This is a genomic window from Bacillus sp. SRB3LM (genome assembly GCF_015712745.1).
GTDB classification, from domain to species: Bacteria; Bacillota; Bacilli; order Bacillales; family Bacillaceae_G; genus Bacillus_A; species Bacillus_A thuringiensis_K.
Window position 1 is genome coordinate 1 of sequence record NZ_VWVQ01000022.1, and the last position, 18,434, is coordinate 18,434.

Genomic DNA, 18,434 nt, shown 5'->3' on the forward strand with positions numbered 1-18,434 from the left:
TTCAAGAAAAATTAAACCACCTATCCCCTAAAGAATTTAGGGAACAAGTGGTTTAGGTGTTTTGATTGGTGTCCCCTTTTCGGGGGTCACTTCATACACCTAGGTTTTTAAAATCAAATTATAGATAAACATTCCACTTACATTTTACTGCGCCTGCATTCCTACAATCGGAATCGTAGCCCACTTGGGCATATTTTTCTTCACTTTTGCCACTACAATAGTCATATCATCATTTATATAACCGTCACAAGAGCGAATCACTTCTTCCATAATGATATCAGCAATTTCTTGCGGGTCTTCGGTTTGCAATTCTTTAATTTTTCGTTTCATCCACAATTCATGATTCTCCACATGCTGCGCTCCTTCAAAAATCCCATCGCTCATCATAATAAGAATATCGCCCGTTTTTAATTGTTCACCCACCACATCAACTTCAACATCTTCGATGATTCCCATCGGTAAATTACTTGCTTCAATTTTCAAAATATTATTTGCACGTTTAACAAAACTCGGCGTCGATCCAATCTTTAAAAACCTTGCACTCGCATCCCGCAAATCTACCATAGCTAAATCTAATGTCGTAAACATTTCTTCTGTCGTTCTCAAAGAAAGAATTGAATTGATAGACTTAATTGCTATTTCTTCATCAATGCCTGATTGGAGTATTTTTTGTAATAATTTCACCGTTTCCTTACTTTCCATATGAGCTCTTTGCCCATTACCCATACCATCACTAATTGCAAGTGCATATTTACCAACACTTAAATCCATCATCGCATAAGAGTCACCCGAAACAAATCCACCGCCTTTTGCAGCTGTAGCCAATCCTGTATCAAGAGAATACGTCTTTGCCGAACCAAATGATATTAAACTATGGCCATTTGGATAAGAAGACTTTTCTTCATGTTTAACGACAATATTTTCTTTAAGGATATCCGAAAGCATCGGTGCAACTAATTTTTCACACTCACCATGTTCATTAGATGCAACTGGAATTAACATTTCAATATCAATACTTCCTCTATCTAAACAATAAATATCAACATGCTCTACTTCGACACCAAAATCACGGAACGCTTGCATAATCTGTTCTTCCTGCACTTGATGATTTTCACGCTCTCGTTGTATCTCCTTAGCAAAATCCTCCATAACCTTTGATACACCTAATAGTTGCTCGGCTACTATTCTACGATTTTCCTTCATTTGTTTTCGTAATTTTTGACCCTCATAGAAGTGATCTAATTCACCTGCTACTAAATCCGTCACTTTTTTCCCTCTCACACAATGCTTGTCCCACTCACGAACTAATTTACGATTATGTTGCAGGGTTCCTTCTTCCGTTTCATTCATTATTTGTTTCATATAATCGTACGTTTTATCAAAATTCACTACCCAGCATTGATCCTTTTTAAAGCATGTTTGACATGTTTTCGCAGTAATTGTACTCAAAAACAAATCTGCTTCTGTCTCTTTATCTTCTTCCTCTACATACCCATATACAGAAAAGCTATTAGATAAAGCAGCAAATACATTTGCAAATTGGTTGATTTTATTTGCTGTAACATCACGCATCCTTCTTAAATATTGTTGTTGATCTTGCGAATGCTCTTGTGTACCTGGCATAAATTTAGCAATACGATCCAAAACAAGCTGCGGTGTTAATAAGAAGATAACAATCGCTACACCTGACTCAATTAAAGTTGTTACAATATTTGTCTGTTTGTCTACATATAATGTAATTAAGCTTGTCCCAATTAATAAACCTAAACTAACACCTAAACGCTTCCCTTCTTTTAACAATCCACCAAGCAATCCAGAAAAAGCAAGAAGGCTAAGCTGAGACAAGCTAGACACATTTGCTAAACTTAATATTAGTCCTGTTACAACCCCCACTGTAGATCCTGTGGCAGCACCCGCAATAAATGCAAATACTAGCACTAAATACCTTGTAAAAATATGTTGAATAGAAGCATCATATACAAACCAATCTGTTGTACCTGTTAAAACAGATGCTAGTAATATAATCAAACAAACAATTTCTTCCGTCTCTAATGCCTGTTGTTTTCCTTTCCTTTCCACTAAAAGCGGGACACTTTGTAAAAATATCATAGTTAATACGAAACTAAGTCCAGCCTCGATAGTACTAACGAGTAAATCGTACATGGTGACAGTTTGTTGCGCAAAATATACAACAACTAAGTGTGCTGTTAATGCGGAGATAAATACTTGAAATGGAACAAGTCCAACAGTTTTACGTGTAAATCGACTAAAGAAGATATTATAAATGAAGAAGGTAAAGATGGATGCAAAGGTAAAAAACAAATTATCTATCGATACTGAAAGAGCTCCTCCCATTAGAGCTAAAAATGCTAGCGGCATCTTATCCCGCTTCATAACATAAACAGCAGCAAAAAATGGCAGTGCAAACGGTAAAATATTTGTTAATATATATGCTCGTCCCAAAAGAAAACCAATAACAACAATAATAAATCCCCATCTAAAGAAAACTTGCTCAAATTTCATTCGCAACTTACTCGTCCACTTTATTCCTCCAAGCTGACTCTCATTCATTGCCAATGCACTTGTATTCATAGTATTCCTTCCTGCTTTAGGCATATTTTTAACACCACCTGCATAGTTTAATTACTGTCATTATAAAAGACGATTGTTGGTTTTTTTGTCAAAACAACAGTTTTCACTTTTATAATCGTTCGACTTTTTATTCGAAATAACTCTACAGATATACACGGTATGTAAGTTATTTTTGATATTTTAATTAAATATTCAGAAAATATAGGGTGATTTTGTAGAAGTGTTGTATATCTTAATTTATTTAACAAAAAAAGATCATGCAAATTTGCATGATCTTTTTTTGATGACCCGTACGGGATTCGAACCCGTGTTACCGCCGTGAAAGGGCGGTGTCTTAACCACTTGACCAACGGGCCGTTAAATTAAATATAGCGGCGGAGGGGATCGAACCCCCGACCTCACGGGTATGAACCGTACGCTCTAGCCAGCTGAGCTACACCGCCATGTCGTCTTATTTAACGGACAATTAGTATCTTACATCAGATACTAATTAAAGTCAACACATCTCAAAAACTTTTTTAAAAATATATTTTTACATATAAAAAAGCACCCTGAGCCATCACCCTGGGTACCTCTCTATATGTTAAAAACTAAACGTTCTTATTATCCGCGACGCGCGCCACGGCCACCACGTTTAGACTCTGTGTTACGCTTTAAAGAAGTTAAGCGATCTTCGCTATCTTTTAAGAAGCGTGCCATCTTTTGCTCAAATGTTTCTTTCGGAGCTCGGTCGTTACCGCCACCGCGATTATCTCTGTTGAAAGAGCGATTATTACGTTGTGGACGTCCAGAACGTTGTTGATCACCACCGCGTTGGTATTCACCGCGTGGACGATCTCCTTCTGTTTTTTCACGTTCTTTCGCTTTTTTGATAGATAAACCAATCTTTCCATCTTTTTCAACATTAATAACTTTTACTTCTACTTGGTCGCCCACTTTTAAGTGATCGTTAATATCTTTTACATAGTTATCAGCAACTTCACTAATATGAACAAGACCCGTTAAGCCCTCTGGCAGCTCCACAAAAGCCCCAAAATTTGTAATACCTGTTACTTTACCCTGTAACTTGCTGCCTACCTCGATTGACATAAAAAAAATGCTCCTCCTTAGTGGTTAAAAAGTCAAATTTTACTTTATTATATATAATCCTAAAATATAGTGTCAATAAGACATACTCTACTTAGAAACAGGAAAAATTATCTCCCCTTTACCAGAGAAGAAATAATCCCTTCTAGCAATCTTTAATACGTACTCTTCATCATTTAACTTTTGAACTTCGTCTTTTAGACTTTTTTCTTTATTCGTTAATGAATCCAGTTCTTTTTTCATGTCCTTAACTTTTGCTTCTTTTGCTTTAATGGAACTGTTTTGTTGATAAAACGTTACACTAATACTCGCAATAATTGTAAAAGTAAAGACAAGAAAAACCGCTAAACGGCGATAAAGTCGCTTCCTGTTCTCATCCGTTTGTATTATATGCTCTTTAACAGGATTTGGACTCTGTTTTTCGATTGTTCTTTGTCTCAGTTCCCTCATTTCCGAGGTCCCCCTAACTTCTTTTTTATACGCTCCCATAATTGGAAGATATGTCCCTTCAATTTTGCTATATATTGCAGGAACCCTATATGTTTCACTATAAAAAGTTTAACACGATTAGGGAGAAGTTTCCATATGAGCGAAGCAATAAATCGAACAGGCCAGAAAAAAACTTTCCATATGAAAAGTAATATCCAAATCACCATTTTCCATAACACATGTCCAATTGAAAGCAGTATACGAAATAAGAATAATATAAATGCAATAAATAGCTGCGCTATAATAATAACAGGTTTTATCATGAGTAGCTGTATAATTCGAACAAAAAAATATGTTGTTTGCATAAAAATATAGATGAGAAAATTTAACAGCTTCATGTATAGTGCCTTCAGTAAGCTTTGATATGCCGCAAAACCACATAATAATGCCAAAAACACATATATACGTAGCTCAGCTTCATTTACGAGAAGCAATACATAAAAGACGAATAATGCTTGGACAATCCAAAATAATATATCATGTATACATACAAGCCAACGTTTACGTTCTTGGCGCTTTAAAAAACGTTGATATGTATCTAAAGACGCTCCAATCCAAGCACCCATTCCAATCATTGAAAGCATTGTATACAACTGAATTGTTAAGCTCATTTAAACAACTTACTAAAGAAACCTTTAGTTTTTTCCCCTTGATTTTCATCAATATACAGCATCTCATTAACTTTCCCTTTAATCGACACAATACCTTTTTCCACATCTAAATTTTTCATTTGTAAATTTTGACCACGAATCGTTAAAAAACCCATTACGGTCTCTAGTAAAAACTCTTCGCTATCAAAACTCTCTACCTGCTTTACACCGGTAATATCAATTATACGCCTGCCGCGCATAATAATGTCATGCTCTACAGAAACATTTTGTTGATTAGAAGACGTAGGTGAGTAACCATTATTCACGTAAATCCCCCCATAGGTTTTTACTAGCTAATAGTAATGTATGAGGGGATAAATGATTTTAGAACAAGCCTTCTTCCGCTTTTACTTTTTCTTCACGAACTAAGCTATACATATTTGCTGCATCTTCTTTTTTAGTTGTTTCTTTTAATTCATTTATTTTCACAGTCACTATTTTTTGACCAAAACGAATTGTTAATTCGTCAGCTACTTTCACATCAGAACTCGCTTTTGCCACCTGACCATTAATAGATATTCTTCCTTGATCAGCTACTTCTTTCGCTAATGTTCTTCTTTTAATTAAACGTGATACTTTTAAAAACTTATCTAGACGCATATCAAATCCCCCTATTAACGCTCTGTCTGTTTCGCTTCTTCCCATAAAACATCTAACTGTTCTAATGATAAATCTTTCATCTCTTTATTCATTTCAGCTACTTTTGCCTCCATGTATAAAAAACGACCAGTGAATTTCTCATTAGTTGAACGTAACGCCTCTTCTGGATCTATTTTGTAATGACGAGCTATATTAACAAATGCAAAGAGTAAATCACCAAACTCACCTAGCATCTTTTCCTCATCCATATTTGTAACTTCTTGTTGGAACTCTTGCCATTCTTCCAAGGCTTTCTCTATCATCGGTTGCACATCAACCCAATCAAATCCAACCTTACCAGCTTTCTTCTGAATTTCATAGGCGCGTAGTAACTGCGGCAAACTTTTTGGAACGCCATTTAAAACAGATTCTTTCACGAATCCTTTTTCTTGTTTTTTAATCTCTTCCCAATTTGCAATCACTTCATCAGCGCTGTTTACATCCGTATTTCCAAACACATGCGGATGGCGACGAACCATTTTCTCAGATAGAGTTCGAATGATATCATCTATAGAGAACCAACCTTCATCTTCTCCGATTTGAGCATGAAGCATAACTTGTAATAATATATCACCTAATTCTTCTACTAAGTGATCATCATCCTCTTCATCGATTGCTTCCAACACTTCATAAGCTTCCTCAATTAAATATTTCTTTAATGATTGATGTGTTTGCTTTTTATCCCACGGACAACCATTTGGACCACGAAGTTCCGCAATAATTTCTCTAAGAACATCAAACTGTTGATACAAGGACGCACGCTCCTGAACTGGCGGCACGTACACACTCGTTAAATTATTCAATTCCGTTTCATGATCTAACATGTACAACGGTACCTTCTTTACTTGTTCAAATGAAGTTCCTGCAGCTGTTACGATATACACTTCATAATCATCTGGTAACATCTCCATTAATGTTAATTTCACATCAGATGCAACGAATGCATCATATACTTGGCAAAAGATTAAATGTTGACGCAGTTCTAATTGCCCTCTTTCAAATGATGTAGCATCAAGTAATTGGAATCCTTCAATCGGATCAATCTTTAGACTTGCAAACATAGGATCAAGGAAACTTTGTCCACCCTCAATTCGCACTTCAACATTTGAAACTTCTCCTTTTTCCAACAGTAGCTGAACTGTTCTTTCTGCTACAAGTGGATGCCCGGGAACAGCATAGATAATTTCTGTACCTTCAGCTTGTTCTAGCAATTTATTCGCAATTGTTTCATATACAATTTCAAACGTATCATGTGCTTCATATACAGCATCAAAAGACGTATATTGTACGCCTTCTTTCTCCAATTCTTCTATAACTGGATGTTCTTTCGTTCTAACAAACAGATGGTCTGCTTCTTTTATTTTTCGATATACACCCATCGTTAGCTGATCTAATTCACCAGCTCCTAAACCTAAAATAGTAATGATTCCACTCACAACCAGTCACCTCTATCCACTCTTCTTCAATGAACCTTCTTTTTCCTCTTGTTTCATAACGGTTCCTAATTCTTTTTTTGTAAATACACGTAATTTCAAAATAAAAAACATATATGTCAATCCGCCGATGGCTACACCTAACAACGCTTCAAGCGTCGCGCTTCCTCTATGTTCCGTATTAATTACTAATCCAGACATATGTAACACACGTGTGAACATCATTAATACAAATCCCATACAAATGCCACTAATTACTATCCCTAACATATTTCGCTTATTGATAAGTGCCCCTGATACAGCTCTCGTAAGCAACAAACTATTTAGTCCAGAGATTATAATTAACGCACATAAAGTCGCAAAGGCTGCACCTTTCACACCAAAATAAGGCATGAATATATAATTTAACGCTAACTTTAAGCAACCTCCAAATACAACAAATAATGCTGGCTTAAACGTTTGCCCTAATCCTTGTAAAATAGAAGCTGTCGTAATTGACAATGAACTAAATAAAATAGATAACGATAAAATAGATAAAACATCTGATCCATCACTGTTTTCAAACAACATAATATTGGTAGGTTGAATAATACAAGTTAGTCCAATAGCTGCTGCAAGTCCAATAACAAATGTTATTTTCATTGCTAACTTTACCTTTTCTTGAATAAAGGAAAGATCTCCTCTTTCCTTCGCCGCTGTAATAATCGGAATAAGTGACAACGAGAAAGAAGTCGTCACAACAGTACCTAATTGCATTAGCGGAATACTTCTATCATAAACACCCTTTAATACCTTTGCATTTTCAGCCTGTTCTCCAGCACCAATAAGTAAGCTGTAAAAGGACACTGAATCAGCCATCTGTATAAAAATAAGCACTAAATTACTAACACAAATCGCTAACCCCTGCCAAAAAAGGATTTTAACTATCTTCCTTTTACCCTTAATTCTCGCTGCACTTTTGAAAAATATAGAACGAAAATCTTGACGCATATACAATATAAGTACAATAATCCCAATAAGTCCACCCGCAATTGAGCCTAACATAGCCCCTGCACCAACTGTATATAAATCAAATCCGTGAGCAATTAGGAATAGCGATAAAAATACAATAATAGAAACTCGAATTGTTTGTTCTATTACTTGCGAAACAGCCGTTGGCATCATATTATTAAATCCTTGAAAATACCCTCTTGCTACAGACAAAAATGGCATCAATAAGAATGAAAATGAAATAACACGTAGTAACTTATCTAAGTGTATATCGCCCATAGCTACCGCAATTGTTTCAGCCCCAAAAAACAATGTAAAGAAGCCTATAAAACCAATTCCTAATAAGAACCAAAAAGATACACAAATAATTTCTTCTGCTTCTTTTTGTTTTCCCCGCTCTAGTCGTTCTGCAACCATTTTCGAAATGATAACAGGAAATCCATAAGTAGCTAAAATTAAACAAAATCCATAAAACGGGTAAATTTGTTGGTAAATATAAAACCCAATATCCCCCGCTATATTTTGATATGGAATACGGTAAAAAGCGCTTAATACTTTTGTAACAAAACTTGCAATCGTTAATATAATAGCCCCACGCCAAAAGGCTTGATACTTCTTCGCTTCCATACAAGAAAACTCCTTTTTCTATTCTCACCTCTCGTATTATATCATAAAGAAAAGAACAAACTCCCTTACCAACACGGGTAATAATGAGTTCCTACACGTTAAAAATATTCAACGAAAAAAGGTAGCAAAGTGCTACCTTTATTCAATATACATATATCTCCAAATAATTGATTTCTCAAAAAGAAAGATCATAATTAGGAAAGATTGCTACTTCTAAAATCAATATACCCTTACTGTTCCATTTGTTTCGCTAAGAAACTGGCAGCAGTATTAACCGCTTTATGCTCGATCTCGCTTATAATAGCTTCTTTTGAAAAAATAATGACGGCTCCAATCGGATCTCCGTTTGCAACAATTGGTCCAACTGTATAAGAATGAACCTTTTCTGTTACACCATCAATAATGGAAATATCACTTTCATCCGTCATAATAACAGACTTTCGTTCTTCCATCGTTTTTTCAATTAAATCGCCAACACTTTTATTTAAGTATTCTTTTTTCGATACGCCTGATACTGCGATGATAGAATCTCGATCACACACAAGCACATTATGTCCTAAGCTGTCATATAAAGCATCAGCATATTCTTTTGCAAAATCACCTAGCTCACTAATTGGAGAATACTTCTTTAAAATTACCTCTCCATCGCGATCAACAAATATTTCTAGTGGGTCTCCTTCTCGAATACGTAAAGTTCTACGAATTTCCTTCGGGATTACAACCCTGCCTAAATCATCAATTCGACGTACGATTCCAGTTGCTTTCATTCTAATGCTGCCTCACTTTCTACTGATGATCAAAGTGGTGAATTTACCTGTTCATGTAAAAATCACCAACTGTTAGATATAGTATTTTACACATTAGTTCTTCTATGCACGTCGAATTGTATTTTTTTATCTTATTTTAGGCATTTATTACTTCTTTTTTTACATCTGGTAAGCCTTTTAATAAATTTTCAGCAATTGTTAACCACTTCGATGTCTCTAAGCCATTTGTTTTCATAACAATTTTCAATTGTGATCCTTCCATTCCTAAACCGATCATACGTCCAAAACTATTTCCGAGCATGAATAATTTTCCACCATCAATATTTTGACTTGCTTGTTCAGAAAACAGGAATGTTACTTCAAATTTATTCTGCTTAATTAATTCAATTTGTTCTTTCATTGCCAACACTTTAATATTTGCAATTTGTAATAAATAACCAACTTCTTGTGGATAATCGCCAAATCTGTCGATCATTTCTTCCTGCAATTCTTCAATATCCTCAATTGCAGAAACACCTCTAAATTGTTTATACATCATAATTTTTTGCTTACTATCTGAAATATAAGCATCTGGTAAGTATGCATCTACCTCTAAGTCAATTTCAACATTAACTATATTTTCAGCCCCATCTGTTCCTCTACGCTGTTCAATTGCATCTTTTAACATTTGAGAATATAGATCAAATCCGACAGAATCAATAAATCCATGCTGTTCTGCCCCTAACAAATTACCTGCTCCACGAATAGATAAATCTCTCATCGCAATTTTGAAACCAGATCCAAGTTCCGTGAACTCTTTAATTGCTTGTAGACGCTTCTCTGCAACCTCTGACAGCACTTTGTCACGTTTATATGCAAAGTATGCATATGCAACACGATTAGAACGTCCAACACGCCCACGAAGCTGATACAACTGTGATAATCCCATACGATCTGCATCAAATACAATTAACGTATTTACATTCGGAATATCTACACCCGTCTCAATAATTGTTGTACTTACAAGAACATCATGCTGTCCTTCTAAAAATGATAGCATAACAGACTCTAATTCGCTTTCGTTCATTTTCCCATGTGCGTACGTTACGCGGGCATCTGGAACTAACATCGAAATTTCATCTGCTTTTCTTTCAATATCCTCTACACGGTTATATAGGAAGTAAACTTGACCACCTCTTGCAAGCTCTCGCTCTATCGCCTCTCGCATTAACGCTGGATTATACTCGACTACATACGTTTGGACTGGGAAACGATTTTCTGGTGGTGTCTCAATAACAGATAAGTCGCGCACACCAAGCATAGACATATGAAGCGTCCGCGGAATCGGAGTTGCCGTTAATGTTAATACGTCAACATTCGCCTTCAATTGTTTAATTTTTTCTTTATGTGTTACACCAAATCTTTGTTCTTCATCAATAATAAGAAGCCCTAAATCTTTATACGTAACATCTTTAGATAAAATACGATGTGTTCCGATTACAATATCTACTGTTCCATCCTTTAAGCCCTTAATTGTTTCATTTTGTTGTTTTCTCGTACGGAATCTACTTAATAAGCCTATATTGATCGGATAATCTTGAAAACGCTCTCGAATTGTTTCATAGTGTTGCTGCGCAAGAATCGTTGTCGGTACTAAAATTGCAACTTGTTTTTCATCCATAATTGCTTTAAATGCCGCACGAATAGCCACTTCAGTCTTTCCATACCCTACGTCACCACAAAGGAGTCTATCCATCGGGCGTCCGCGTTCCATATCTTTTTTAATCTCGTCAATAGAACGTAACTGATCCTCTGTCTCTTGATACGGGAAAGATGATTCGAACTCTTGTTGTTCTGCCGTATCTGGCGTATATGCATAGCCTTTTGAAGCTTCGCGCTCAGCATATAGTTTAATTAGGTCATCCGCAATGTCTTGTACAGATTTTTCAACTTTCGTTTTAACCTTCTTCCAATCATTACCACCTAATTTATAAACTTTCGGATCCTTACCTTCAGATCCTACATATTTTTGAACTTGATCAATTTGTTCAATTGGAACGTATAGCTTATCATTACCTTGGTATTTAATATTTAAATAATCTTTATGAACACCATTAATCTCTAATGTCTCAATACCTAAAAATTTACCTATACCATGATTTACGTGAACTACATAATCTCCAACTTTTAATTCTGAATAACTTTTAATACGTTCAGCATTCGATAACTTTTGTTTACGTTGTGATTTTTTAACTTTCTTATGAAAAAGCTCCTTTTCAGTAATGACAACAAGCTTTTGCATCGGCATTTCAAATCCTGCATGTAAATCACCTACAGCAATCTGTAACCTTCCAGGCAATAAAATATCTGTACCTTCTACAATATCTGCCTCAATATCATAATCACTTAAAATATGTTGTAATTTTTTCACACGTTCATCATCTGTTCCAAGTACAACAGTCGTAAAATGCCCTTCATTCCATCTATCAATTTCTGTTTTTAACAAATTCATCTGTCCATGGAAATCTTGCATTGTTTTACATGTTACATTAACAATATTTTGCGGATGTGTGTGTGCGATATGACGCAAGAATAACGTTAAATATACAAAACTTCTTTTTTTATGATGAAGAAACCCCTCGAATGGGTGAGAGAAAGATAAATCTTGAATAATTGTTCCTTCACCAAGAAGTGATATATACCATTCCGCCTCTTCTGTTTCAAGATGTGATGCTGTCTCTTGAATACGGGAAATCTCATCTAAAATTACAACACCATCTTCTGGTAAATAATCTATCAGACTAGCAGGTTCTTTATAGAAAATAGATAAGTATTTAAACATCTGTTCTATACTTTGCCCGTTTTTCAACATCTCAATTTCATGACTTACCGTCTCAAGCACTTTAGTCTTTAGTTTATCATCAGAAAGTTTTTGCATCGTCTTAGTCAAGCCTTCTTCAAGATGCTGAATTCCTGATTTTAATTCTTCCTGTGAAAATAAAAACTCTGTTGCCGGACCAAACCTAACGCTTTCTTTTTTACCTTGAGAACGCTGTTCATCCACATCAAATAATCGAATAGAATCGACTTCTGTATCAAAGAATTCAATACGAAATGGTAGTTCTTCAGTTAAAGGATAAATATCTAATATTCCCCCACGCAAACTGAACTCCCCTGGAGCTTCTACCATCGACTTACGTTCATAGCCAATATGATGTAAAGTATGCAAGAGCGCATCTAAATCAATCTCTTGCCCTAGATTGATTTCAACTTGCTTTTGCTTCCACAATTCTTTTATTGGTAAAAATCTACGCAATCCTGCCACTGGCGCTACAATGATTCCATTCTCTCCCGCAGCCAAGCGATTTAACACTTCTATACGTTGCGCCTTCAATTCTGGACTTGCAACTCCAATTTCCGATGCTATCAGTTCATTCACTGGATATAACCACACATCTTTTTCACCAAGTAACGCCACTAAATCTTCATGTACTTTTTGTGCTTGGTATAAGTTATGTGTCACGATTAATTGTGATTTTTTTGTTTTTTTATATAAAGCCGCCATTAATAATGAACGAGAAGACGTTGCCATCCCTGATATAAGTTGTTCTTTTAACCCATCTTCTAACCCATTAATAACCGATTGTATCTCTTCATTTTTATAAAATTGCTCTAATAAACCTATCATTTTTAAAACTCCTCTCAACATAAAGAGCAAGTCATTCTATTTTATGCAAATATTTTGGAAAAGGAAAACAGAAAAATGCTTTGGACATGCCAAAGCGACAACATTTTATTGCAGAAATTTTTCATACTCATAATACTCAGGATAAGATGCGAGCGTTTCTTGACACGATTCACAAATCGTTTTTATATATATATTTCCATTCTCATGAAAATGAATCATTTCTACTACTTCTTGCTCCGTTAGTTGAAATAAAACGTCGCTATATACTTTTTCTGCGTTAATGGAGCCTACATTACCTCCGCAGTGTCTGCAATAATAATACCCTTCCATACTAGCCTCCTAAAAATTCAATTACTACTAGTATGGGTAAAACAAAAGAGAAATATTCCCAATCTCATTTTTAACTATTGAAAGTATTCATGATTTGAAGAAAAGGCTTATTTAGCCACTCTTCACATGCATCCGCTGCTTTTTCAATAGAATGGTTAACATCCGGAATCTCTTCAGATGTAAAGCGTCCCAATACATAATCGACTACCTTCATTCCATTTTTCGGGCGATCAATTCCCATACGGATACGTTGAAATTCTTGTGTTCCTAAGTGCGAAATCGTTGACTTTACACCATTATGTCCACCGGCACTACCTTTCATGCGAAGACGCAATTTACCTACAGGAATGTCTAAATCGTCGTACATAACAACGAAGTCCTCAACATCAATTTTATAATAATCCATGAGTGGACGAATACTTTCCCCAGATAAATTCATGTATGTTAGCGGCTTTAATAAGATTACCTTTTCTCCATTAACAAACCCTGCACCAAATACACCTTTAAATTTTTGTTCATTCAAAGAAATGTTCCAACGCTTCGCAAGTTCATCAATGGCCATAAATCCAATATTATGCCTTGTTAATTCATATTCTCTACCTGGGTTCCCAAGTCCTACTATCAATTTCATTCTTGTACCACTACTTTCTTTTTTCGATACGAAAAGACGTAACCAATTTTGGTTACGTCTCATTCTATCCAATTAATTGAATAATACACTCACAGATTCTTCTTCGTATACACGAATGATTGCTTCTCCGATTAATGGAGCAACTGAAAGTTCATGTACTTTGTCGATTTTCTTCTCTTCTGGTAATACAATAGAGTTCGTTACAACTAACTCTTTAATGTTTGAATTTTGAATACGCTCAATTGCTGGACCAGATAATACTGGGTGTGTACAGCAAGCATATACTTCAGAAGCACCGTTCTCAACAAGAGCGTTTGCTGCTAATGTAATTGTACCAGCTGTATCAATGATGTCATCAATTAAAATCGCTGTTTTGCCTTCAATATTACCGATAATGTTCATTACCTCTGAAACGTTCGGGCGAGGACGACGCTTATCAATAATAGCGATTGGCGCTTTTAGACGATCTGCCATTTTTCTTGCACGAGTTACACCACCATGATCAGGAGACACGATTACGATATCTTTAAGACCTTTTGTTTCAAAGTAATCAGAAAGAATCGGTACACCCATTAAGTGGTCGATTGGGATATCAAAGAACCCTTGAATTTGTGGAGCATGTAAATCTAGAGTGATTACACGAGTTGCACCTGCTGTTTCAAGCAAGTTTGCTACAAGTTTCGATGTAATTGGTTCACGAGAACGCGCTTTACGGTCTTGACGCGCATAACCATAGTAAGGAATAACAATATTAATTGTTTTCGCAGATGCACGTTTTAATGCATCGATCATAATAAGTAATTCCATGATATGTTCGTTTACTGGGAAGCTTGTAGATTGAATAATGAATACATCGCAACCACGGATACTTTCTTCAATGTTAATTTGAACTTCTCCATCACTAAAACGATCAACAGAACATTTTCCTAGTCCTACTCCAATATGCTTTGCAATCTGCTCAGCAAGTTCCTTATTAGAGTTTAAAGAGAATACTTTCAAATTAGAATTTAGATATTGAGTCGACATCTAGATTAACCCTCCACATTATTATGATTTTTTCTTATTCAGCAATTGATCAACATAGTCTTCTTTGTTAACTTGACGTGCACGTGCTACCGATAATGCTTTTGATGGAACATTCTCTGTAATTGTAGAGCCTGCCGCCACATAAGCACCATCTTCAACTGTTACTGGAGCAACAAGGTTTGAATTACATCCAATAAATACCCCATTACCAATCACAGTTTTGAATTTATTCTTACCGTCATAGTTCACCGTAATTGAACCACAACCAAGATTCACGTCTTCTCCAACTTGTGCATCCCCGATATAACTCAAGTGTGAAGCTTTACTTCTATTACCAAAGACAGTTTTTTTGATTTCCACGAAGTTTCCAACGCGTACTTCGTCTCCAATAACTGAATCTGGGCGAATATGTGCAAATGGACCAACCGATACTTCCGTACCAAGCTTACTATCATGTACAGTAGATTGTCGAATTGTCGTACGATCTCCAATTTCACTATCGCGAATTACTGTATGCGGTCCAATTTCACAATCAGAACCAATTACAGTGTTCCCCTCAATAATTGTTCCTGGATGAAGAACTGTATCGCTACCGATAATTGCATCAGCAGAAATATAAGTGTTACTTGGATCAATAATTGTAACACCATTTACCATGTTCTTTCGGTTGATACGGTTTTTCATAATAATTTCCGCTTGCGATAGAGCGACTCTGTCGTTAACACCTAACGTTTCATCGAACTGCTCTGTTTGATAAGCTGATACGATATGACCTTCATTTTTTAAAATCTCAATAACATCTGGAAGGTAATATTCACCTTGCACGTTATCATTTGAAACTTTAGAAAGTGAAGCAAATAAAGCCTTATTATCAAAACAATACGTACCTGTATTGATTTCTTTAATAGCTAATTCTTTCTCATTTGCATCTTTATGCTCAACAATCTTTTCAACATGACCATTCTCATTACGAACAATACGGCCATATCCAGCAGGCTCTTCTATGTATGCTGTTAGCACCGTCGCCATTGCTCCTGCTTCTTTATGTTGCTGAAGTAATGCTTCCATTGTTTCAGCAGTTATTAGAGGCGTATCACCACAAATAACTAAAGTTGTTCCTTCTTCATTTGCAAGTACACTTGCAGCTTGATCTACAGCATGTGCTGTACCAAGTTGTTCTGCTTGTAATGCAAATTCACTTACGTTCCCTAGCTGTTCTTGTACCATTTCAGCACCATGTCCAACAACCGTTACAAGTTTCTGCAATCCTAATTGAGATACTTGATCGACTACGTGTTGTACCATAGGTTTTCCACATACAGGATGCAGCACTTTGTATAGCTTTGACTTCATACGTGTGCCTTTACCTGCAGCTAGAATCACTGCAAATCTGTTTGACATATAGACCCTCCATCGCAACCTATTTATCCATTAAAGATATTATCCTAAATCATCATATATTTCAAGAAACACATTTTAACTATTAAATTTTACCATAATTCTTATAAGATGTTTTACTCTTTAGTATCTTTTTTAAGAAATAAGCTATACTATTTAAAATGATTTTGAAAAAATTAGTAGTTTCTTCTTTTTATGTTAATAAATTATGAAGTTTCCAAATATAAAACAAAAAAAAACAAACCCCTGTAAATGCTTACAGGAGTTTGCTACAAAATTATAAGGCTTTTTGTCAAAAGCCCTTTTCATTCGAATTTTACGAAGCACCTGCTTCTTCAAACTCAACCTCTTCTAACTCGCCTAAACGATGATACTCTGTTAAAACCGCATCTTGAATTTTAGAGCGTGTACCAGAATTAATTGGATGTGCAATGTCACGGAACTCTCCATCTGGAGTACGTTTACTTGGCATTGCTACAAATAATCCATTATTACCATCAATTACACGAATATCATGAACAACAAATTCATGGTCTAGAGTAATAGAGGCAATTGCTCTCATGCGGCCTTCTGTGTTTACGCGGCGTAATCTTACGTCAGTCACTTCCATCTTGTGTTCACCACCCTTTTCTAAATAAGCGATATATTTGTATAAATTCCACAAATTTTCTATTTTCCCTTTAATTTTTTAAAAATTTTTAAGATAAAAATTTTTAAAGTAGTTGAATATAGAGATTAGTGGAGGTTATCGCTTACAAAAGGTTACTTAACTAGGGCGATTACTTCAATTTCAACGGAAACATCTTTCGGTAATTTTGCTACTTGCACACAAGATCGAGCTGGTTTATGAGTAGAGAAATAAGAGCTATACACTTCATTCACAGCATTAAAATCATCCATGTCCTTTAAAAATACTGTTGTTTTTACGACTGTATCAAATGAAGCACCTGCTTCCTCTAATACCGCTTGTAAATTTTGAAATACTTGTTCTGTTTGTGCTGTTACATCTCCTGTTACAAGCTCCCCATTTGCCGTCAATGGAATTTGTCCTGAGCTATAGAACATGTTATTTACAATAATCCCCTGTGAATAAGGTCCAATTGCTTGTGGTGCCTTGCTTGTTTGAACAACTTTCATACTTTTCACCCTTTTATTATTTATTTTACTCTTTAAAAATAGTGTACGAAAGGCAGTTTGTCCATCTATTTTATAATCTATAAATAAAATAAAAAAAGATAGAGCTATCTGCTCTATCTTTTATTCCGCCTCTACAAGCCCTTCATCAAATGGTGCAAGAGAATAATTCCCTTTTTCCACTTGAATCGTTTTTTCTTTCACATCAACTTCCGATAGACGAATTAATGATACAAAATTATTAATTAGTCGTTCTTCAATATCTGTGGATTCTACTAATACACCAATACCAACAACATTAGCCTTGAACTCTTCTAACATACTCATCATACCTTGAATTGTTCCGCCAGCTTTCATGAAGTCATCAATAATTAAAACATTCGACCCTTCTGGAAGACTGCGTTTTGCTAACGTCATTGTTTGAATTCGTTTAGAAGAACCCGACACATAGTTAATACTAACAGTCGGACCTTCTGTTACCTTATTATCTTTTCTTGCAATTACAACTGGTACATCTAAGTAATTTGCCACTGCATAAGCAAGTGGAATCCCCTTCGTTGCCACCGTCATAACTGCATCAATTGGTTGCCTAGCAAAAACAGAAGCAAACAAACGACCTGCGCCATTAATATGACGAGGATTACTCAATAAATCTGTCATGTATAAGTAACCACCAGGCAAAATACGATCTGGGTTTTCAAATAAGCCACAAAGCTCATCAATAATTAGATCTGCCTCTTCTTCACTTATATACGGTATATATTTCACTCCTCCTGCTGCTCCTGGTATCGTTTGCAATGTGCCGACCCCTTGTTGTTCAAACGTTTGCTTAATAATAACTAAATCTTCACTAATGGAAGACTTAGCCGATTGATACCTTTCAGCAAAAAAAGTGAGAGATACTAGCTGACGAGGGTTTTGTAGCAAGTAATAAGTCATATCGACTAATCTTGTACTTCTTCTAATTTTCATACT

17 protein-coding genes and 2 tRNA genes are annotated in these 18,434 nt (G+C 35.6%); all 19 read right to left on the reverse strand.

Annotation, left to right across the window (positions count from 1 at the left end):
* Positions 1-144: 144 nt before the first annotated feature.
* Positions 145-2,616 carry a stage II sporulation protein E gene (gene spoIIE / locus F3I02_RS15990; protein WP_001123553.1) on the reverse strand — a complete coding sequence of 824 codons (2,472 nt, stop codon included), beginning with the start codon at positions 2,614-2,616 and terminating at the stop codon, positions 145-147.
* A 260-nt stretch (positions 2,617-2,876) separates the two neighbouring features.
* Positions 2,877-2,948 (reverse strand) — tRNA-Glu (locus F3I02_RS15995).
* Positions 2,949-2,961: 13 nt separating this feature from the next.
* Positions 2,962-3,035: transfer RNA gene (locus tag F3I02_RS16000), tRNA-Met, on the reverse strand.
* A gap of 160 nt (positions 3,036-3,195) precedes the next feature.
* Positions 3,196-3,681 (reverse strand): S1 domain-containing RNA-binding protein, encoded by a 486-nt coding sequence (locus F3I02_RS16005; RefSeq protein ID WP_000021451.1) that lies wholly within the window; start codon positions 3,679-3,681, stop codon positions 3,196-3,198.
* Positions 3,682-3,768: 87 nt separating this feature from the next.
* Entirely contained in the window at positions 3,769-4,128 is a 360-nt protein-coding gene (divIC, locus tag F3I02_RS16010) for a cell division protein DivIC (RefSeq protein ID WP_001208739.1), read from the reverse strand.
* The gene (yabQ, locus tag F3I02_RS16015; RefSeq protein WP_196478172.1) at positions 4,125-4,778 is read right to left on the reverse strand and encodes a spore cortex biosynthesis protein YabQ; all 654 of its coding nucleotides are present in this window, start codon (positions 4,776-4,778) and stop codon (positions 4,125-4,127) included. The genes divIC and yabQ overlap by 4 nt, the downstream gene beginning before the upstream one ends.
* Positions 4,775-5,083 (reverse strand): sporulation protein YabP, encoded by a 309-nt coding sequence (yabP, locus tag F3I02_RS16020; RefSeq protein ID WP_001059104.1) that lies wholly within the window; start codon positions 5,081-5,083, stop codon positions 4,775-4,777. Before yabP ends, yabQ begins: the two co-directional genes overlap by 4 nt.
* Positions 5,084-5,141: 58 nt before the next feature.
* Positions 5,142-5,417: an RNA-binding S4 domain-containing protein gene (locus F3I02_RS16025; protein WP_001234876.1), complete on the reverse strand. Its 276-nt coding sequence runs from the start codon at positions 5,415-5,417 to the stop codon at positions 5,142-5,144.
* A 14-nt stretch (positions 5,418-5,431) separates the two neighbouring features.
* Positions 5,432-6,892, reverse strand: coding sequence for a bifunctional methyltransferase/pyrophosphohydrolase YabN (gene yabN, locus F3I02_RS16030; RefSeq protein WP_000014239.1), 1,461 nt, complete (start codon positions 6,890-6,892; stop codon positions 5,432-5,434).
* A 12-nt stretch (positions 6,893-6,904) separates the two neighbouring features.
* Positions 6,905-8,506 (reverse strand): putative polysaccharide biosynthesis protein, encoded by a 1,602-nt coding sequence (locus tag F3I02_RS16035; protein ID WP_000387584.1) that lies wholly within the window; start codon positions 8,504-8,506, stop codon positions 6,905-6,907.
* 230 nt (positions 8,507-8,736) lie between these two features.
* Positions 8,737-9,273, reverse strand: coding sequence for a stage V sporulation protein T (gene spoVT / locus F3I02_RS16040; RefSeq protein WP_000648302.1), 537 nt, complete (start codon positions 9,271-9,273; stop codon positions 8,737-8,739).
* A gap of 136 nt (positions 9,274-9,409) precedes the next feature.
* Positions 9,410-12,940 carry a transcription-repair coupling factor gene (mfd, locus tag F3I02_RS16045; protein WP_000579681.1) on the reverse strand — a complete coding sequence of 1,177 codons (3,531 nt, stop codon included), beginning with the start codon at positions 12,938-12,940 and terminating at the stop codon, positions 9,410-9,412.
* Positions 12,941-13,045: 105 nt separating this feature from the next.
* Complete coding sequence (locus F3I02_RS16050) at positions 13,046-13,270, reverse strand: anti-sigma-F factor Fin family protein (protein WP_000399438.1); 225 nt, start codon at positions 13,268-13,270, stop codon at positions 13,046-13,048.
* 70 nt (positions 13,271-13,340) lie between these two features.
* Positions 13,341-13,901 (reverse strand): aminoacyl-tRNA hydrolase, encoded by a 561-nt coding sequence (gene pth, locus F3I02_RS16055; RefSeq protein WP_000767702.1) that lies wholly within the window; start codon positions 13,899-13,901, stop codon positions 13,341-13,343.
* Between the two features lie 72 nt (positions 13,902-13,973).
* A complete protein-coding gene (locus tag F3I02_RS16060) occupies positions 13,974-14,927 on the reverse strand; it encodes a ribose-phosphate diphosphokinase (protein WP_000107420.1) in 954 nt (317 codons plus the stop codon).
* 21 nt (positions 14,928-14,948) lie between these two features.
* On the reverse strand, positions 14,949-16,328 hold the full coding sequence (gene glmU / locus F3I02_RS16065; RefSeq protein ID WP_000071039.1) for a bifunctional UDP-N-acetylglucosamine diphosphorylase/glucosamine-1-phosphate N-acetyltransferase GlmU: 1,380 nt from the start codon (positions 16,326-16,328) through the stop codon (positions 14,949-14,951).
* Positions 16,329-16,641: 313 nt separating this feature from the next.
* Positions 16,642-16,935 (reverse strand): septation regulator SpoVG, encoded by a 294-nt coding sequence (gene spoVG / locus F3I02_RS16070; protein WP_000454041.1) that lies wholly within the window; start codon positions 16,933-16,935, stop codon positions 16,642-16,644.
* 152 nt (positions 16,936-17,087) lie between these two features.
* Positions 17,088-17,462: a RidA family protein gene (locus F3I02_RS16075; protein WP_000869814.1), complete on the reverse strand. Its 375-nt coding sequence runs from the start codon at positions 17,460-17,462 to the stop codon at positions 17,088-17,090.
* 120 nt (positions 17,463-17,582) lie between these two features.
* Complete coding sequence (gene purR, locus F3I02_RS16080) at positions 17,583-18,431, reverse strand: pur operon repressor (protein WP_000702466.1); 849 nt, start codon at positions 18,429-18,431, stop codon at positions 17,583-17,585.
* Positions 18,432-18,434 lie beyond the last annotated feature (3 nt).